This window comes from Pseudomonas sp. FW300-N1A1 (assembly GCF_058789115.1).
Genome location: NZ_JBYTBK010000004.1, coordinates 119,467 through 137,491, shown reverse-complemented (window position 1 = coordinate 137,491; position 18,025 = coordinate 119,467). Strand labels below are relative to the sequence as shown.

Here is an 18,025-nt window from a genome sequence, read left to right as displayed (position 1 = left end):
ATGACTTTGCCGGACGCATACAGTTACTTGCCAGAAGGGATACTCGCATTGGCGTTGGCTGTAAATCTCGAATTGGGGGTAGACGATCCTGGACACATTGTGGACCCTATGCACCCGATCAGGAGGATTAGCTAGCTTATGAACACACCGCATCTCTCGATTTCCCTATCCCTGTTGTTGGCCGTGGCCGTGATGCCGACCGCTCACGCCAAACAACCAGCCGTCAACCAGTCGCCAGCACCGGGCGTGCTCTGCGACCGCTATGTATGCGCCGACGACAAAGGGATTTCCCGCGAACTGACAGAAAAGTATCTAGGCAAGAAGGCTGCCGCGAACACGCTGTTCACAATGTCCGACGTCGATCTGACCGAGTTCACTTTTGCCAACGGCATTTTCTGCGACGTGAAGGAGCGGCTATGCCGTGAAGATCGCTACTTTGGCGCGAACGGGGAGCGCAGTGGGGCAATCTCCAGGAAATATACCCAACTGCTGTTCGGCGGATAACTGAAGTGATCGCTCCACGCGAAGTGGATTTTGGCGATTGTTTGGGATGAATGTTTCGAGGGGCTACTTGACCAGATAGTCCTCATCCCACGTCTCGATGAATGGCTCAGGCTGGGTAGCAGTGAGTTTCTTCCGACGCGCATTCAGGATTTTTCTCATTTGATCCGGGTCGAACTTTCTGCCGCTCATTATGCTGATAAGCAGCTTTGCGATTTTGTACCTGTCACAAGCCGCGCAATCGATAACTTCGTAATCATTGGTCGTTTGTCGCAAGGTGGCGCTCGCATTACAGATATAACAGTTCATTTGCATCTCCTTATGACTTGTCCGTTTTTATCTGACCGATAGAAGGCCTACGCTCCCCCACGCATAAAGGAAACGAAATCACCGAACCATTGAACGTTAAGCGTCAGCATCGCGATGCAGTAACGAGACGCTGTAATCGTAGGTCGATATCAGCGGCACCGGCTCGTCATTGCGAGACATATCAAGCCATCGCCTTGTGCGCTCAACGTCAAAGGATTCGTTCTTCAACGCCAATTTCCCAGCAAGGTTCGCCGAGACCCTGAAGTGCCCGCAACCGGCTGAGCATTTGACCTCGAACCAGTCTCCAAGCGCATGAACAGTCCTGGCGGCAGCCTGACAGATTAAGCACTTCATACCCGATCTCCATATCAGTGAACCCTCCACTGTAGCCGATAACCGGCCAAAGGCATCCCCATGCCCACAAAAAACAAGATTCCCCTGAAGCAGCCATCTCTGGACAGCCGCGAAATCGTCAGCGGGCATGCAGAACGCCGGAAAAAGGCCATTGAACGCCCTATCATCCTGGCGCCATCCAGGAACAGCGAGCCCTTCAAGCTGACGCCAGATCGGCACAAGCAGTGGCGACCGGCCCTCAAGGCGCCCGGTATCCCTTGTCGGTCGCCGTACAACTGCGGTCGTACTTATGCGACAATATGCTCAATGTCCAACATGAACCCCGCCTTCATCGCTCAGCAACCTGGCCGTAGCGTCCAGATGTTGCTGTCGACGTATGCGCGTTGGCTGAAACCAGAAAGGCTCCAGATTGGTATCGAGTCGGTATCAGGCAATCACGTGCAGCCCGCAACCCATTGATAGGTAAAGTAATTGATCTCCACAGCTAACATCACGATGCAGTTCGGCGCCAAGCCGTTGTTCGAGAACGTTTCGGTCAAATTTGGTGCAGGTAACCGCTATGGTCTGATCGGGGCCAACGGTTGCGGCAAGTCGACCTTCATGAAAATCCTCGGCGATGACCTCGACCCGTCCGGTGGCCAGGTCATGCTCGAGCCGAACGTACGTCTGGGTAAGCTGCGCCAGGACCAGTTCGCCTACGAAGAATTCAGCGTGATCGACACCGTCATCATGGGTCACGAAGAACTGTGGAAGGTCAAGGCCGAACGCGATCGCATCTACTCGCTGCCGGAAATGACCGAAGAAGACGGCATGGCCGTTGCGGAGCTGGAAACCGAATTCGCCGAAATGGACGGCTACACCGCCGAATCCCGCGCCGGTGAACTGCTGCTGGGCCTGGGTATCGGCATCGAACAACACTTCGGCCCGATGAGCGAAGTCTCGCCAGGCTGGAAACTGCGTGTGCTGCTGGCCCAGGCCCTGTTCTCCGATCCGGAAGTGCTGCTGCTCGACGAACCAACCAACCACCTGGACATCAACACCATTCGCTGGCTAGAAAACATCCTGACCCAGCGTTCGAGCCTGATGATCATCATCTCTCACGACCGTCACTTCCTGAACAGCGTCTGCACGCACATGGCTGACCTGGACTACGGCGAACTGCGCCTGTTCCCGGGCAACTACGACGAGTACATGACCGTGGCGACCCAGTCCCGCGAGCAATTGTTGTCGGACAACGCCAAGAAGAAAGCACAGATCTCGGAACTGCAATCGTTCGTCAGCCGCTTCTCGGCCAACGCCTCGAAAGCCAAGCAGGCCACCTCCCGTGCCAAGGCGATCGACAAGATCCAGCTGGCCGAGGTCAAGCCTTCGAGCCGGGTCAGCCCGTTCATCCGTTTCGAGCAGACCAAAAAGCTGCACCGCCAGGCGGTCATCGTCGAGCGTATGGCCAAAGGCTTCGACGGCAAGCCGCTGTTCAAGGACTTCAGCTTCCAGGTTGAAGCCGGCGAGCGCGTGGCGATCATCGGCCCTAACGGCATCGGCAAAACCACCCTGCTGCGCACCCTGGTCAACGAGTTGAGCCCGGATGCCGGTAGTGTGAAATGGACCGACGCCGCGGAAATCGGCTACTACGCACAGGACCACGCTTCGGACTTCGAAGACGAATCCAACCTGTTCGACTGGATGGGTCGCTGGACCACCGGTGGCGAGCAACTGGTACGCGGTACCCTGGGCCGCATGCTGTTCTCCAACGATGAGATCCTCAAGTCGGTCAAGGTCATCTCCGGTGGTGAGCAAGGTCGCATGCTGTTCGGCAAGCTGATCCTGCAAAAGCCTAACGTGCTGGTAATGGACGAACCGACCAACCACTTGGACATGGAATCCATCGAAGCGCTGAACCTGGCGCTGGAAAACTACCCGGGCACGCTGATCTTCGTCAGCCACGACCGTGAATTCGTATCGTCCCTGGCCACTCGAATCATCGAGCTGAGCCCAAGCGGCGTGACCGACTTCAGCGGCACCTACGACGACTACCTGCGCAGCCAGGGCGTGGTGTTCTAAAGGCAAGCCTTTAGCAGCAAGTTTCAAGCGGCAAACAAAGCCCCGTCCCTGTGACGGGGCTTTTGCATTGGCGGCCTCGTGGCTACCATCAGCGTCACTAATAAAACTGTGCGTGGAACCGATATGCCTATAAGGTTTCAGATCGCACACTGATCATGGATGAGTTCACATGTCTACCCCGACCGCCAGTGCCGATGCTGCACTGACGCCCGCCGCCTTCGACCTGCGCCCGCTGATGTTCGCCAACATGGCCTGTACCATGGCGATGATGGCATTCGTTTCGATGATTGGCCCCATCTCGCGGATACTCGGGCTGGCCACCTGGCAGGCTGGCGCGGCGGTGACCGTGTCCGGGGTGCTGTGGATGGTCCTGGCCCGGCCATGGGGCCAGCTCAGCGATCGCCTGGGCCGTCGCCATATACTGTTGCTCGGCACCGCCGGGTTCACCCTCGCCTACTGGGCGCTATGCCTGTTCATCGATGTTGCGCTGCGCCTGCTGCCCTCGGCACTGCTGGGGTTCATCGGCTTGATGCTGGGGCGGGGTATCATCGGGGTGTTCTACGCGGCGATTCCGGTGGGCGGCAATGCACTGATCGCCGACAACGTCGAGCCTCAGCACCGTGGCCGCTCCATGGCCGCGCTGGGGGCGGCCAACGCCTGCGGACTGGTGATGGGGCCGGCCATCGCCGCGCTGCTGTCACGCTACAGCCTGAGCTTGCCGTTCTATGCCATGGCACTGCTGCCACTGCTGGCCTTTCTGGTCCTGCGCTACAAGCTCAAGGGCCAGGAGCTGCATCTCCAGCAAGCACCCCGCACCGTTCGCCTGAATGATCCACGCCTGCGCCGGCCCATGGCGGTGGCGTTTGTCGCGATGCTCTGCGTGTCGATTGCCCAGATCACCGTGGGTTTCTACGCCATCGACAAGCTGGGCATGGGGCCGGCCGACGCAGCACAAACCGCCGGCATCGCCCTGACCATGGTCGGCCTGGCGTTGATTTGCTCGCAGTTGATCGTACGCCGCCTGGACTGGTCACCCCTGCGCTTGATTCGCGCGGGATCAGTGATTGCCGGCATCGGATTTGCCGGCAGCATGTTCGCCGACACGGCCTGGGGGTTATGGCTGTGCTTCTTCGTTTCCGCCGGCGGCATGGGCTGGGTTTTCCCGTCGTTCGCCGCCCTGGCCGCCAATGCGGTGGACGCCTCGGAACAAGGCGCCACGGCCGGCAGCATCGGTGCCGCCCAAGGGTTTGGCGTGGTGATCGGGCCCCTGGCGGGCACCCTGATCTATGCCCTGGAGCCGCGCCTGCCCTATCTGGTCGCTGCGGGGTTGCTGCTGTTGGTCGCCGTGTGGCCCGCCAGCAAACCCCGCTGAACCTTAAAGGATGCGGTAAAGCAGGCGCTCGATGCGGACCCGGCTGACTCGCCGCAGAAACTTGCTCACCGCCGGGGGATACTCCGGAAGCGTCTCCAGGTGCTGATAGTTTTCGATGCGGCGGGCGTGGCGGAAAATCTCTGCCAGCTCGCCGCGCCGGGGCTCGCTCAACTCACCCTTGGGATCATCGATCAGCAACGCGTTTTCCAGGTCCAGTCGGAACGCGCGCGGGTTCAGGTTGTTACCGGTCAACAGGGTGTAGCGCTCGTCGACCCACATGCCCTTGAGGTGGTAGGTGTTGTCACCGTCGCGCCACAGATGCAGGTTGAGCGCACCGTTGTCGATCTCGCGTTGATGACGCTTGGCGAAACGCCGCAGGCTGATCTCGTAGAGATACGGCAATGCCGCGATCACCTTGAATGGCTCGCTCGACGGGATGTAGAAGTCGTTGGCGGTCTTGTCGCCAACGATGATGTCGACCTTCACCCCTCGCGCCAACGCCCGGTTGATTTCCCGGGTCACCGGCAAGGGCAGGTTGAAATACGGCGTGCAGATCGTCAGTTGATACCGGGCACTGGCGATCAACTCGCAGATCACCCGGCTCAGCGGGTTGTTCTTGCCGACCCCGAGCAACGGGCTGACGGACAGCTCGTCCTTGTTCAATACGCCCAGGGCTGTGTCGTAGGTCGCGTGCTTGAGGCGACTGCGCAAGTCGCCAATATCGTTGCGCAGGCTGCGCGTGGTCGGCAGGTCGGGCACATCCAGCCGGTGCACAGCCCTGGAGGCGATCAGGCCATGTTGCACCAGGTGCTGCATGGAGTCGGCCAGTGCCTGGTTGCGCAACAGGTGATAACGGTCGAAACGGTACTTGTCGAACTTGTGCAGGTAGACGTTGTTCAGGCTGGCGCCGCTGTAGATCACGCAGTCATCGATCACAAAGCCCTTGAGGTGCAACACACCGAACAACTCGCGGGTCTGCACTGGCACGCCATACACCGGCACTTCACTGCTGTGCTCGCGGGTTTGCTGCTGGTACCAGGCCGAGTTCCCGGGCTGCTTGCCGGCACCGATCAAACCCCGTTGTGCCCGCAGCCAGTCGACCACCACCACCACGTCCAACTCCGGGCGGGCAGCTTTGGCCGCGTGCAAGGCGTCAAGGATTTCCTGGCCGGCTTCATCGTGTTGCAGATAGAGCGCAACGATGTAGATACGCCGGGTCGCCTGGGCGATCTGCTCCAGCAGGCACCGACGGAACTCGGCCGCGCCGCTGAGAATGGTGACGGCATCGGCGGTCAGCGGAAAACTGCGCAGTCTGGGCAGCAGGGAGCGTTTGAAAAGCGACGGCATAGGGCTCGCAAATGGGTCTAATCCGAAGAACCCGTGAGCTTACACCATGTGCGACGAACGGGCTTGCTCCCGTGGGCCGCATTGGTACCGAAAGTGCGGACAATCTGTTTTTCGACGCACTGCACCAGTCTCTCCGGAGCGGGAACGGGCTGCGCCCCTGAGCTCGCAGTTTTCGGATAGCGCTGCCCGCCAAGGCCCCGCACCCTATTGCCCCCTCAGTCAAAATCCATGGGTCATTCAGTGATGCGCTTCTCCCGCCTGCTTCCAGTGGTACTTCTTGTCGGCGTGGCCGGTTGTACCACCATGCCAGCTCCTGAAACACGGCACTCCGGCTTTCTGAATGACTACAGCCGCCTGACCAAGGATCCGCAATGGCCCAAGAGCGAGTACTGGGTCAAGCCATCGCTTGAGATCAAGCAGTCCTACCAGAAGCGGATTTACCTGGAGCCGCCGCGCCTTTACGTCACCGGCGAAGACCTTGACCAGAACATGAAACGTCCAGCCGACACGACTGCGATGCTCAACTACCTGAAGCAGGCGATTCTCTACCAGTTCCTGACCTCGGGCTATGAAGTGACCACCCGACCCGAGCCCGATACGCTCCTGCTGCGCACGGCCATCACCGGTAGCGAACGGACACCACGCGACCCGTCCACTCCCGAGTACCTCCCCATTGGCATGGTGGTGGGTGGCGTCATGCAACTGACTGGTACTCGAGACGAAAGCCTGCGCGTCTATTTCGAAAGTGAAATGCGCGACGCAACATCGGGCGAACTGCTGGCGCAATCCGTCAGCGCCACCACGGGCAACGAGCTCTCCCCGTCCGCCACCACCAAGGTAGAAGACAGCTACCCGGCCCTTGATGCCTGGGCCAGGCAGTTGCGTGAACGGGCGGACAAGGCCTTCGCACAGCCGTGAGCGGCACAAGTGCGACAGCGGGCACCAGGCCCGCTTCGCCACCTGGAAAACAGCCCCCACACACCCTCGCCCCTGGTGCTCAAGACACCCGCCAAGCTGACGGCCTGGTAGATCGGCCATCGAGTTGCATCGACCTGGCGACACCTGGAAAACCTCCCTGACAATCCCGGTCGGCCGGCCCCAAAGGATTTGGCGCTATCGTCAGCGCCGCTTGCCTGATAAAATTAGGAGTTACCTTCCCACGTCTATCTGCTGCGCCCCCCGCCTGAGCAAAACGATCCTGGCACAAAGACTGAACATATCCGAATGGAGAATTAACCATGAGCTACTCTTTTAAGTTGAAAAATGGCTCGATTGCCATTTTCGACCCAGAGAACTCACTGCTATCCATCACGACGCCGCTCGGAGAGGTTCAAGACACCACACTGGGCAGAGCAGAGTCACGTCTTTTAGCGTTGCTACTGGCAGAACCCGGCGTTACCAAAACCCGCGATGAAATTGTCGAATACACCTGGAATGACCGGGTCGTCGCGTCGGGCAGTTTGAACCAGGCCATCTTTTCCCTGAGAAACAGCCTTAACGACAGTCGCGACCACGAGATTGTGATGACCATCCCCCGGCGTGGTTATCGATTCAATCAAAATCATGTCATCGACCCACATACCGAGCTGGCGACATCACCGGAGAGTGAACAACTCATCTCTGCGGATGAAATCGAGGCGGACTCGACCGTAGCGCCTTCAATCGATGACACCCCTGTTACCCCCGCAACACCCATGCAACAAAGACCGGGGTTTATTATCAATAAACTCTTTATTGGTTACGCTGCGACCGTTGCCCTGTGCGTGGCCACCCTGATGCACCTGGGTTTTCCATTCAACAGGCCCGAAGTCAAAGTCGTCAATACGCAACTCCACAACATCACCTTGAACACGGTCGGCAACAGCCTCGACGAAGCCCGGGCACTCAGTAACACCGTGGCCAAACAACTCGAGAAGTCACCGGCCAGTTTGAAGGGGCAGATCTGGATCAGCCAGTCCAAGTCGAATTACACACTCGCCTGCATCCGGGCAGATCAAAGCACCAACAACTATCAATTCAATAGCCAACAAAAAGAACTTCTCGTCATGATCCAACAGTGCCTGGAGACTGCTCTATGAGCCTGCTGAAAAAACCGGCCACTCAATGGGTAGTGCTGGGACTGATCAATGCCGCCTGTATTTACGCGCTCATTTCTTCGCCCATCTCCTTCAAGAAAAATGTTGGCTACCACACCAACAGCCATCAATGGCTTGAAGATCAGAACCAACTGAATACTGAAGAGTATCTCACCATAGGCGAAGACCGGCTCACACTGTCCGCCATCGAAAGCCTGAATGGAAAACTGCGCAATGCAACGGTGTCCGCCGACATCATCCGTTCGAACCAGGGCAACCTGGAAATCAAAATAGCCAGCACTAAACTGAGCCAGGACAGCGAGCTCTTTGCGATCGACAAAATGCCCGACCTGTTTTTCAGGCGTCAGTACATTGGTCAGGAAGGTTCTACTCTGAATTACAGCTTTCTGCCGACCTCCGACGACAACACCGTCTGCTTCTACCTCCACGAATTCGGTCGCCTGCGCTGCATGAATAACTGATCTCCCCACACGTGGCAAAGCCATTTTGAAGGTGAATAGTCGCCTGGAAATGGCCTTGCCCGGTGCGCCATCACCACGCGACGCCCAGCAAAATAACGATTAATAATTTCCCTTCGCTCCTCCCCCGCCTCACCCTGACTTATCTCTGTCAGCAGGTGAATAAGCATGCGCCTCCTTCTTCAGTTAAACACACTGCCGCTCAAGCAAAAGATACTGCTGTGCGCCCTTGCCTATATCAGCGGAATAGCACTGGGATTCGTTATTGATCCCTGAAACGCCGTGCGCCGTCACTTACTTCAAGCAAAACAAACCATTTGCCGAGGGCCGCTTGAAAAGCTCACTTCGAAGATCAACGCTGGTGTTATCCGGATCGATTGCAATGGGATGGCTCGCCTGGCTTTGTGCCGGAACGATTGCGGAGCGGCGTATCGCGCAACAACTCAATAACGTGCATGAAAAGGTGAACACTGCGCTCATCGAACCGCACAAACAGTTGGTTGATGTATTCGGCAGCCTGAAATCTTTCGAGCGCTCGACTCCGGATTGCTCCAGCGAGTTGTATTCAATGCTTGCCGAGAAGGTCGAAGAGAACCGATATATCTATCAGGCCGCCGTCAAACTTCAGAACAGGAAAGTTTGCTCATCTTACGGTCGAAAACTGCTCTCCCCCTTGCAAGGTAATGAGCGAGGCTATCCAGCCGACGATGGCTACACCTATTGGTTCCACACTGATCACAACAGGTCCGTGGACACTGATTTTATTATCGTCTCGGACTCATCGATTTACGTTTGGCTCAACAAAGCGATTCTCCTGAAAAGCCTGGGCATCCCGTCAGGCGTCCAGTTGGACCTGATAGACGCAAACAACAAGGAGTCCGTTGTTTCCTCTCATCGACGGTCCCTGACCCTTGAGCAACCGCCGGGTATTGGGCAGCTCACGGTCTCGGCCGACCGGGTCTTTATGGCGTATGCCAACAGCCGCAATGCACTGGTACCGGTCATCTCACTCCCCGCCAGCCACCTGAGTAGCTTGAAGATGAATGTATTTATCGCGCTGATCCTCGCCGGCGCCGCACTGCTTGGTGCTGCGCTGTACATCGCCCGACGCACGCATCAGCATTACAGCTCTACCGCGGTAAAACTGCGGCGTGCCTTGCGAGACGGTGAACTGCAGGTCAACTACCAGCCTATCGTTGATATGCGAACCGGTTGCCTGGTCGGCGCAGAAGCGCTGTCACGCTGGAAACTCAACGACGTGAGCATTCCGCCGGAAGAGTTCATTGGCGCCGCCGAGAAGTCCGATCTGATTTGCGAACTCACGCGCTATGTCATTCAGCGCATTGCCGAGGATTACAGCACCTACCTTTGGGCCTGCAAGAATTTCTACATCACCATCAACGTTTCCGCCCGTGACATTCTCGACGAAACCTTTCCGGACTTTGTCGCCGAGGTTCTGGCCCTGCACGACATCCCGGCATCCAACATTGTCTTCGAAGTCACCGAAAGCACGCTGTTTGAACAAACCATCGCCGCCGCACAACTGCAGCGCCTGCGAGCGTGCGGGCATCGGATTGCCATTGATGACTTCGGTACGGGCTACTCCAACCTCTCCCTGATCCATTCACTGCCCATCGACATCCTGAAGATTGATCGCTCATTCATCGAAGGCGAGAAAGTCGCTGCGGTGGATGCACTCTGGCAACACATCGCCAACATCGCCCGGGACCTGAAATTCCAGGTCGTCGCCGAAGGCGTGGAGAACTTGCAGCAAGTGCAGCACCTGACATCCGGTGGCGTCCGGTTCGCCCAGGGCTGGCTGTACTCCAGGGACGTGCCACCTGAAGCGCTGGCCAAACTGTATTTTTCGATTTCAAGCGAAGAACAAACCCTGTGCGGGTGAGCCTTGCGCTGGAAATACCGATTAATGACTTTGATCAATTGCGGCCCACGCCAATGATCAGGCACCGAAACAACGTGCCACGGCACAACTTTTTGACTAACCGGAAATCCCCGCACAAGGAATCCACCGCACATGCAATTCAGAAACCTAGCAATCGCCTCGCTGCTTTCCCTGCTGTCCTTTCAGGCACTGGCCGCTGGCGATGACAAAGGACTGTACCTAGGCGCTGGTGTTACCAGCATTGAAACCGACGAGAGCGATCTGGATGGTGATGACAACAGCTACAAGGTGTTCGCCGGTTATCGCTTCAACGGCAACCTGGCGATCGAAGGGGCCTACGTCGACCTGGGTGAACTCGAGGATAACGACCGCAAGTTCGAAGGTAAATCGATGCAAGCGGCCGCCCATCTCGGCTTTCCGATCGGCGACCGCATCCGCCTGTTCGGCAGTGTCGGTGCTCACGCATGGGATTCCGACGGCAACGTCGAAGACGATGACACCGGTGTTGACCTGACCTACGGTGCCGGCGTCGAGATGGACGTGTTTCGTAACATCGGCATCCGCGCCGAATACGAAGTCCTGGAAGTGGGCGAACTGGACTTGAACCAGACCACTGCTTCCGCCTACGTGCTGTTCTAAGGCACCTGTATCGAGCGGCCAGCCCGGCCGCTCCTTGCATCGAATGACCCGATGAGCCCCGAACCCCATGAACAGCTTTGCGCCTCCCCGGTTTCTTGAACTGGAGTCCGCCCCCCTGGACGAGTTGAGCGGACGCAAGGATCATTGGGACATCGACTTGTCTTCTGTCGAGCAGGTAGCCCTCATCCAGCGTTTCAGGCACATTCGTGGCCCGCAACTGCGGCACAGTCGTTTCGATTTCAATGCCTGCGTCACAGCCGTCGGCGCCATTCCCGACGGATTCGTCACCTTCGCCATTTCCCGTCTGACCGCTGGCCGGCCGACCTGGAACAACCAGCGACTGCAACCCAACGAGATTGTCGTACTGCACGGCGGCGAGTCGGTGCACTACCGCTGCGAACCGAATGAAGCCCTGTTTACCGTGACCACGACGCTCGAACACTATGAGGTGTGTCGGGAGCGCCATGGCGCCATTGACCTGCTCAAGGCTCGCAAGGAACACCGCTATCAAGCTGAAAGCCATCAGCCCATACGGTCAGCATTCAAACTGATCGGCGATTCGCTGGCAGCGCTATCGCCCCCCACCCTCGCCTCCCGCCACCCAGGCTGGAACAGCCAATGGGAATCGACCGTGCTCGGTGCGCTCCTGCAAGCGCTGACACCTGATCAACCCAAGATTCGGGACGTCCCCACACGCCGAAAAGTGGCGGCACGTGCCATTGAGTATATTCATGAGCATGCGCACAAGCCGATCACCCTGCTTGGCCTGGCCGAAAAGCTAAACACCACGGGTCGCAGCCTGCACCAGGGTTTTATCGAGTCCTTCGGCACCACCCCCATGGCCTACCTGCGCAACATTCGGCTCTCAAACGCTCGACAGGACCTGATCAGGCACACGTGGCCGTCGGTGACCGAGACGGCGATGCACTGGAATTTTTTTCATCTGGGGCGTTTTTCCAAGGACTATCAGCACGCGTACGGTGAAGCGCCTTCGCACACCTACCGACGTCACCCCCTCACGCCCTAGACGTTAGTGCGGTCGCCGGAGGCGGCGGTTATGGGTAAGATGGCGCCCTGCCGTTACCCCTCTGCCCCACCGAATAAGTCGACCCCATGCCTTTCGAACTCAGCGTAGACCTCACCACTCTGGCCATTCTGGCCATCGTCGCGTTCATTGCCGGTTTCATTGATGCCATTGCCGGCGGCGGCGGCCTGCTGACCACTCCGGCACTGCTCACCGCCGGCTTGCCGCCGCACCTGGTGCTGGGCACCAACAAACTGAGTTCCACCTTCGGCTCGGCCACCGCCAGTTTCACCTTCTACCGACGCAAGCTGTTCCACCCGCGGCAATGGACCCACGCGATTGTCGGCACCCTGGTGGGAGCGTTGACCGGCGCCATCGTCGCGCACTACTTGCCGGCGGAGTGGCTGAACAAGATGCTGCCGGTGATCGTGTTTGCCTGCGGCCTGTACCTGTTGTTCGGCGGCACGCCGAAAGCGCCACTGGACAGTGACGCACCGATCAAGAAGAAGTGGCAGTCGAGCCAGGGCTTCAGCCTGGGTTTCTATGATGGCGTGGCCGGACCCGGTACGGGCGCGTTCTGGACCGTCAGCAGCCTGCTGCTCTACCCGATCGACCTGGTCAAGGCCAGCGGTGTGGCGCGCAGCATGAACTTCGTCAGCAACATCGCGGCGCTGTCGGTGTTCATCTTTTCCGGGCAAGTGGACTGGATCATCGGCCTGTGCATGGGCCTGTCGGTCATGGTCGGTGCGTTCTTCGGCGCACGCACCGCCATCAGCGGAGGGGCGAAGTTCATTCGCCCGGTGTTCATCGCGGTGGTGCTGGGGTTGACCGTACGCCTAGCCTGGCAGCACTGGTTCAGCGTGGCCTAAGCGCCGCGCGACATAGACGTCGATCAGGTAACGGGCAATCGAGCGCGACGCCGGCAACGGCGGCAGCGCATGAATGTTGAACCACTGGGCGTCTTCGATTTCATCCGCCTGCGGGACGATCTCGCCACCGGCGTACTCGGCATGGAAACCCAGCATCATCGAGTGCGGGAACGGCCAGCACTGGCTGCCCAGGTACTGGATGTTACGCACCTCGATCTGCACTTCTTCGCGCACTTCCCGGACCAGGCAATCCTCGGCGGACTCACCCGGCTCGGCGAAGCCCGCCAGGGTGCTGTAGACCCCGGTGACAAAGCGTGGCGAACGGGCCAGCAGGATCTCGTCACCGCGGGTGATCAACACGATCATGCTCGGAGAAATCCGCGGGTAGCTGCGCAAGTCACAGGGTTCGCAGTACATCGCCCGCTCGCGCGACACCTGGACCATGGGTTGGCCGCAGTTGCCACAGAAACGGTGCTCACGGGCCCAGGTGCCGATTTGCGCGGCATACCCCAACACCTTGTACAGCGTGTGGTCGCCATCAAGCATGAATGCCCGCAGCCCCTTCCAGTTGCAACCCGACACCTCGCTGGACGCCTTGAGTTCCAGCAGGTACACCGGCTCGCCGTCCAGGTGGCCGATGCCGTGCTCGGCGAGAATCGACAGGTCCTGGCGCTTGAGCCATTCACGCGGGAACAGCGCGCCATTGTCATCGAACAGAAAACCTTCGGGGCTGCGGGCCACGGCCCAGCCGCCTGCTACGTCAGTGTCGAGTACCGCGGTGGTCCAGCGTAAAGTCATGTGTGCTCAGTCCAGAAATTCGGGTTTCCGTTTGCTCATGTGGGCGGCCATGGCCACGCGCAGATCATTGGACTGCAACATGGCGGCGTTCCAGGTAGCGATGTATTCCAAGCCGTCGTTGATGCCGTGATCGCGCATGTAGCTGATCATCTCCTTGGTGCCGGCGATGGCAATCGGCGACTTGGCCGCGATTTCACGGGCGATGCCCATGACCCCGTCCAAGAGGCTGGCGGTGTCCGGGTAGACTCGGTTGACCAGGCCGATTCTGCGGGCCTCGTCGGCGCCAAAGGTGCGCCCCGTGTATGCCAGTTCACGCAGCATGCCGTCACCGATGATCCGCGGCAAGCGTTGCAAGGTCCCGACGTCGGCGGCCATGCCGATATCGATTTCCTTGATCGAGAATTGCGCGTCCTCGGCGGCATAGCGCATGTCGCAGGCAGAGATCAGATCGATGGCGCCGCCCAGGCAATACCCCTGGATAGCGGCCAGTACCGGTTTACGGCAGTTATCCACGGCATTGAACGACGCTTGCAGGGCGAGAATCTTGCGCCGCAGCAAACGCGCATTGCGTCCCACGTCCTTGCCCATTTCGTTGGCGACCGAGGCCAGCATCATCAGGTCGATACCCGAAGAGAAGTGCTTGCCGGCACCACTGATCACCACCGCCCGCACGGCGTCGGTGTCATCGATCCACTGGAAGATCTCGATGATCTCGGTCCAGAACGCCGCGTTCATCGCATTGATCTTTTCCGGACGATTGATCTGCACATGGGCGATGTTGTCGCTCAGTTCGACGCGAAAAGCCTTGTACTCAGGGAGAGTATTGCCCTTCAGATCGACGCTGAGATCCTGGAATTCCGACATGGGGGTGGTCCTTGCTAGCGTTGGAAATGAGGCCGGAACTATAACAAGCCCGCGCACATCACCCCAGGCAGTGCATCGGCCAAATGCAGGACTGCCGGACGACCCAGGCCTTGCAGGTCCGGCTGCTGGCGATCGCGTTCTCATGGATGATCGTTCCCATGCTCCCGCGTGGAAATGCAGCCCGTGACGCTGCGCGTCACTGAGCACAGTGCGTCCCTTGAGGCATTCCTTTGCTACGCCCGGGAACGATCATGCCTGAGGCTCAGGACTCCTGACTGCCGCTGGCAACCGTCTTCGAGGCGGCCAGCATCGCCCGCAACAACACCGCACAGCCGGCAGCCAGGTCATCCGGCGCGGCGTTTTCGATTTCGTTGTGGCTGATGCCGCCTTCGCACGGTACGAAGATCATCCCGGCCGGCCCCAGCTCGGCGAGGAAGATCGCGTCATGCCCCGCGCCGCTGACGATGTCCATGTGCGACAGCCCCAGCCCTTGCGCGGCGCTGCGCACAGCCTCGACGCAGTCCTTGTCGAAGTACAGCGGCGGGAAGTCGGCGGTCGGGGTCAGCTCGAAGCTCAGGCCGTGCTCGTCGCAGGTGGTGTCGATCACCTGGCGAACTTCGGCAATCATCGAATCCAGCCGAGCCGGCTCCAGATGCCGGAAGTCCAGGGTCATGCGCACCTCGCCGGGGATCACGTTGCGCGACCCCGGATAGGCCTGCAGGCACCCCACGGTGCCACAGGCATGGGGCTGATGACCGAGGGCCGCGCGGTTCACCGCCGCCACCACCGCGGCGGCGCCCACCAACGCGTCCTTGCGCAAATGCATCGGGGTCGGCCCGGCATGGGCCTCGACTCCGCGCAGTTTCAGGTCGAACCACTTCTGCCCCAGCGCCCCCATTACCACGCCAATGGTCTTGCGCTCATCCTCCAGGATCGGCCCTTGTTCGATATGCGCCTCAAAGTAGGCCCCCACCGGGTGGCCGCTGACCCTGCGCGGGCCGGCATAGCCAATGGCATTCAATGCCTGGCCCACGGTCACACCGTCGGCATCGGTCTTGGCCAGGGTCTCTTCCAGGGTGAACTTCTCGGCAAATACCCCCGAACCCATCATGCACGGGGCGAAACGCGACCCCTCTTCGTTGGTCCAGACCACCACTTCCAGCGGAGCCTCGGTCTCCACACCCAGGTCGTTGAGGGTACGCAGCACTTCAACGCCGGCCAGCACCCCGAAACAACCGTCGAACTTGCCGCCAGTGGGCTGGGTGTCGATGTGGCTGCCGGTCATCACCGGAGGCAACGTCGGGTTGCGCCCAGCACGCCGGGCGAAGATGTTGCCGACCCCATCGATGCTGACGGTGCAACCCGCCTCCTCGCACCAGGTGACGAACAGATCCCGGGCCTGGCGGTCGAGGTCGGTCAGTGCCAGGCGACAGACACCGCCCTTGACCGTGGCTCCGAGCCGGGCCAGTTCCATGAGCGACTGCCACAAGCGGTCGCGATTGATGTGCTGGTGGCTGGACTGCAGAACGTCAACGGCAGCGTTCATGATCATCTCCTCTGGTGTTCTTCTGTTCGCTCACACAGGCGTCTTCACGGTCACGGCCTGCGCCTTGCCCATCGAACACAGCCCGTAATAGATCAGGCCGCCCAACGCCGACCCGGTAAACCAGCCGTAGCTGTAGAACCAGCTGAAGGCATCACTGCCCAGCGACAGCACGGTCAGCGCCACCGGTACGCCGAAGGCGATGAAGCCGAACCAGTTCCACGCCGGGTACACGTCATCGCGGTACAGGCCGGCCAGGTCCAGTTGCTGTTTCTTGATCAGGAAGTAGTCCACCACCATGATCCCGGCGATGGGCCCGAGCAGGCTTGAGTAGCCGAGCAGCCAGTTGGAATAGACCGACTCCAGGCTGATGTCGGAGACGATCCAGCCGAGCTTCTTCAACAACTCGTGCCCCATCAAGGCCAGCCCGACAAACCCCGTGAGCATCACGGCGCTGGTGCGGTTGATCAGTTTGGGGGCCAGGTTCTGGAAGTCGTTGGTGGGCGAGACGATGTTGGCGGCGGTGTTGGTGGACAAGGTGGCGATGATGATCAGGGCCATGGCCAAGGCAACCCAGACCGGACTCTGGATATGCCCGATCAGGGTCACGGGGTCGGACACCGTGACCCCCACCAGTTGTTCCGAGGCAGCGGTCATGACCACGCCCAGGGAGGCGAACAGGAACATGGTCAACGGTAACCCGATGATCTGCCCGACGATCTGGTCCTTCTGGCTCCTGGCGTAGCGACTGAAGTCCGGGATGTTCAGCGACAGGGTGGCCCAGAAGCCGACCATGGCGGTCAACCCGGCAAAAAAGTAGCCCCACAGGCTGGCGCCTTCCGGACGTTTTGGCGGCTGGGCCAGCAACTCACTGAGCGACACGTTCGGCATGGCCCAGACCAGCAGGCCCAGCCCCACCAGCACCAACAGCGGGGCCGAGAGGGTTTCCAGCCATTTGATCGACTCGGCACCGCGCAGCACCACCCACAGGTTCATCGCCCAGAACAGCATGAAACCTATGACTTCACCGGTGCCCCCCAGGGACTTCCAGCCCTCGAAAATCGAACCGAGGAACAGGTGAATGGCCAGTCCGCCGAACATCGTCTGGATGCCAAACCAGCCGCAGGCCACCAACGCGCGAATCAGGCAAGGGACGTTGGAGCCGATCACCCCGAAAGACGAGCGCAGCAGCACGGGAAACGGGATGCCGTACTTGGTACCGGCAAAGGCATTGAGGGTCAGCGGAATCAGGACGATGACGTTGGCCAGCAGAATCGCCAGCAACGCCTCGCCAACGCTCAGGCCAAAGTAGGCGGTGAGCACCCCGCCCAGGGTGTAGGTCGGCACGCAGATCGCCATCCCGACCCACAGGGCGGTGATGTGCCATTTGTTCCAGGTGCGTTCGTGCACCTTGGTCGGTGCGATGTCGTGGTTATACCTGGGGCTGTCGAGGACGTCGCTGGCGGCGTCCAGTTCGTACAACCCGTCGCGCTCGATGACTTGCGATGTGTTCTGCTGCATGGCCGCTCCACTGTTGTTTTGATTATTGTGCTCATCGGTGACCCGCTGCAGGACCGCGGGCCGGACGATGGCCGGAGAACTGACAATTTTTATCGACCGGCCAAGGTGTCAGCGGCCCCAATCAATAACCATGCCGGACACTGTTCCGATGCGCTGGGCGCGTCAATAAAATCCATGTAAAGCACTGAAGCTATTCAGTTTTACTTCAACAACCGATCCACTCACAAACACTTGCCTGGGCACTCAGGCCAAATGCCAGGCACGTTATCCGAGCCGTCAGGGTCCAATCGGGTGCGCTACAGTTAATGTGGATTTTCCTGTCAGCCACAGGCGCACCTCAAATTGCTGATTTCACATAGGAAATCT

At 59.4% G+C, this 18,025-nt stretch carries 17 protein-coding genes; 11 read left to right on the top strand and 6 right to left on the bottom strand.

The features are described 5' to 3' along the window. The first annotated feature begins 138 nt into the window (after positions 1 to 138). Positions 139 to 504: a YcgJ family protein gene (locus AC3WQN_RS05335; protein WP_103398997.1), complete on the top strand. Its 366-nt coding sequence runs from the start codon at positions 139 to 141 to the stop codon at positions 502 to 504. A gap of 63 nt (positions 505 to 567) precedes the next feature. On the opposite strand, the gene AC3WQN_RS05330 is transcribed toward AC3WQN_RS05335, so the two are convergent. After that, positions 568 to 810 carry a hypothetical protein gene (locus tag AC3WQN_RS05330; protein ID WP_103398996.1) on the bottom strand — a complete coding sequence of 81 codons (243 nt, stop codon included), beginning with the start codon at positions 808 to 810 and terminating at the stop codon, positions 568 to 570. A 414-nt stretch (positions 811 to 1,224) separates the two neighbouring features. Here AC3WQN_RS05330 and AC3WQN_RS05325 point away from each other — a divergent pair, with 414 nt between their 5' ends. From AC3WQN_RS05325 to AC3WQN_RS05315, 3 genes are all read left to right on the top strand, one after another. Then, entirely contained in the window at positions 1,225 to 1,623 is a 399-nt protein-coding gene (locus AC3WQN_RS05325; RefSeq protein WP_103398994.1) for a hypothetical protein, read from the top strand. Between the two features lie 12 nt (positions 1,624 to 1,635). Continuing rightward, on the top strand, positions 1,636 to 3,225 hold the full coding sequence (locus AC3WQN_RS05320; protein WP_103398993.1) for an ABC-F family ATPase: 1,590 nt from the start codon (positions 1,636 to 1,638) through the stop codon (positions 3,223 to 3,225). 169 nt (positions 3,226 to 3,394) lie between these two features. Next, positions 3,395 to 4,597 carry an MFS transporter gene (locus AC3WQN_RS05315; protein ID WP_103398992.1) on the top strand — a complete coding sequence of 401 codons (1,203 nt, stop codon included), beginning with the start codon at positions 3,395 to 3,397 and terminating at the stop codon, positions 4,595 to 4,597. 3 nt (positions 4,598 to 4,600) lie between these two features. On the opposite strand, the gene pssA is transcribed toward AC3WQN_RS05315, so the two are convergent. After that, a complete protein-coding gene (pssA, locus tag AC3WQN_RS05310) occupies positions 4,601 to 5,944 on the bottom strand; it encodes a CDP-diacylglycerol--serine O-phosphatidyltransferase (RefSeq protein WP_103398991.1) in 1,344 nt (447 codons plus the stop codon). Between the two features lie 303 nt (positions 5,945 to 6,247). Between pssA and AC3WQN_RS05305 the strand changes: the two genes are divergently transcribed. The 7 genes from AC3WQN_RS05305 (at position 6,248) to AC3WQN_RS05275 (ending at position 12,933) form a co-directional block, all read left to right on the top strand. Then, positions 6,248 to 6,862, top strand: coding sequence for a DUF3313 domain-containing protein (locus AC3WQN_RS05305; protein ID WP_158248596.1), 615 nt, complete (start codon positions 6,248 to 6,250; stop codon positions 6,860 to 6,862). A gap of 320 nt (positions 6,863 to 7,182) precedes the next feature. Continuing rightward, on the top strand, positions 7,183 to 8,022 hold the full coding sequence (locus AC3WQN_RS05300; RefSeq protein WP_103398989.1) for a winged helix-turn-helix domain-containing protein: 840 nt from the start codon (positions 7,183 to 7,185) through the stop codon (positions 8,020 to 8,022). Beyond that, entirely contained in the window at positions 8,019 to 8,501 is a 483-nt protein-coding gene (locus AC3WQN_RS05295; protein WP_103398988.1) for a hypothetical protein, read from the top strand. The genes AC3WQN_RS05300 and AC3WQN_RS05295 overlap by 4 nt, the downstream gene beginning before the upstream one ends. Before the next feature lie 262 nt (positions 8,502 to 8,763). Then, positions 8,764 to 10,401 (top strand): EAL domain-containing protein, encoded by a 1,638-nt coding sequence (locus tag AC3WQN_RS05290; RefSeq protein ID WP_256587208.1) that lies wholly within the window; start codon positions 8,764 to 8,766, stop codon positions 10,399 to 10,401. A gap of 132 nt (positions 10,402 to 10,533) precedes the next feature. Beyond that, positions 10,534 to 11,040, top strand: coding sequence for a porin family protein (locus tag AC3WQN_RS05285; protein WP_103398986.1), 507 nt, complete (start codon positions 10,534 to 10,536; stop codon positions 11,038 to 11,040). Between the two features lie 67 nt (positions 11,041 to 11,107). Continuing rightward, positions 11,108 to 12,067: a helix-turn-helix transcriptional regulator gene (locus AC3WQN_RS05280; protein ID WP_103398985.1), complete on the top strand. Its 960-nt coding sequence runs from the start codon at positions 11,108 to 11,110 to the stop codon at positions 12,065 to 12,067. A gap of 86 nt (positions 12,068 to 12,153) precedes the next feature. Further along, positions 12,154 to 12,933: a TSUP family transporter gene (locus AC3WQN_RS05275; protein WP_095144412.1), complete on the top strand. Its 780-nt coding sequence runs from the start codon at positions 12,154 to 12,156 to the stop codon at positions 12,931 to 12,933. Here AC3WQN_RS05275 and nudC read toward each other — a convergent pair. The 4 genes from nudC to AC3WQN_RS05255 all read right to left on the bottom strand — a co-directional run bounded on the left by nudC (position 12,901) and on the right by AC3WQN_RS05255 (position 17,659). Continuing rightward, a complete protein-coding gene (gene nudC / locus AC3WQN_RS05270) occupies positions 12,901 to 13,731 on the bottom strand; it encodes an NAD(+) diphosphatase (RefSeq protein WP_103398984.1) in 831 nt (276 codons plus the stop codon). The genes AC3WQN_RS05275 and nudC overlap by 33 nt on opposite strands. A 6-nt stretch (positions 13,732 to 13,737) precedes the next feature. Then, a complete protein-coding gene (locus tag AC3WQN_RS05265; protein WP_103398983.1) occupies positions 13,738 to 14,595 on the bottom strand; it encodes a crotonase/enoyl-CoA hydratase family protein in 858 nt (285 codons plus the stop codon). 262 nt (positions 14,596 to 14,857) lie between these two features. After that, positions 14,858 to 16,141 carry a Zn-dependent hydrolase gene (locus AC3WQN_RS05260; protein ID WP_103398982.1) on the bottom strand — a complete coding sequence of 428 codons (1,284 nt, stop codon included), beginning with the start codon at positions 16,139 to 16,141 and terminating at the stop codon, positions 14,858 to 14,860. A gap of 30 nt (positions 16,142 to 16,171) precedes the next feature. Then, positions 16,172 to 17,659 (bottom strand): NCS1 family nucleobase:cation symporter-1, encoded by a 1,488-nt coding sequence (locus AC3WQN_RS05255; RefSeq protein ID WP_103398981.1) that lies wholly within the window; start codon positions 17,657 to 17,659, stop codon positions 16,172 to 16,174. Positions 17,660 to 18,025: the final 366 nt, after the last annotated feature.

Bases quoted from the DNA above. Each gene is read 5' to 3' on its own strand.
- AC3WQN_RS05335 (WP_103398997.1), top strand. From the start codon at position 139: ATGAACACACCGCATCTCTCGATTTCCCTATCCCTGTTGTTGGCCGTG.
- AC3WQN_RS05330 (WP_103398996.1), bottom strand. From the start codon at position 810: ATGAACTGTTATATCTGTAATGCGAGCGCCACCTTGCGACAAACGACC.
- AC3WQN_RS05325 (WP_103398994.1), top strand. From the start codon at position 1,225: ATGCCCACAAAAAACAAGATTCCCCTGAAGCAGCCATCTCTGGACAGC.
- AC3WQN_RS05315 (WP_103398992.1), top strand. From the start codon at position 3,395: ATGTCTACCCCGACCGCCAGTGCCGATGCTGCACTGACGCCCGCCGCC.
- pssA (WP_103398991.1), bottom strand. From the start codon at position 5,944: ATGCCGTCGCTTTTCAAACGCTCCCTGCTGCCCAGACTGCGCAGTTTT.
- AC3WQN_RS05305 (WP_158248596.1), top strand. From the start codon at position 6,248: ATGCCAGCTCCTGAAACACGGCACTCCGGCTTTCTGAATGACTACAGC.
- AC3WQN_RS05300 (WP_103398989.1), top strand. From the start codon at position 7,183: ATGAGCTACTCTTTTAAGTTGAAAAATGGCTCGATTGCCATTTTCGAC.
- AC3WQN_RS05295 (WP_103398988.1), top strand. From the start codon at position 8,019: ATGAGCCTGCTGAAAAAACCGGCCACTCAATGGGTAGTGCTGGGACTG.
- AC3WQN_RS05285 (WP_103398986.1), top strand. From the start codon at position 10,534: ATGCAATTCAGAAACCTAGCAATCGCCTCGCTGCTTTCCCTGCTGTCC.
- AC3WQN_RS05280 (WP_103398985.1), top strand. From the start codon at position 11,108: ATGAACAGCTTTGCGCCTCCCCGGTTTCTTGAACTGGAGTCCGCCCCC.
- AC3WQN_RS05275 (WP_095144412.1), top strand. From the start codon at position 12,154: ATGCCTTTCGAACTCAGCGTAGACCTCACCACTCTGGCCATTCTGGCC.
- nudC (WP_103398984.1), bottom strand. From the start codon at position 13,731: ATGACTTTACGCTGGACCACCGCGGTACTCGACACTGACGTAGCAGGC.
- AC3WQN_RS05265 (WP_103398983.1), bottom strand. From the start codon at position 14,595: ATGTCGGAATTCCAGGATCTCAGCGTCGATCTGAAGGGCAATACTCTC.
- AC3WQN_RS05260 (WP_103398982.1), bottom strand. From the start codon at position 16,141: ATGAACGCTGCCGTTGACGTTCTGCAGTCCAGCCACCAGCACATCAAT.
- AC3WQN_RS05255 (WP_103398981.1), bottom strand. From the start codon at position 17,659: ATGCAGCAGAACACATCGCAAGTCATCGAGCGCGACGGGTTGTACGAA.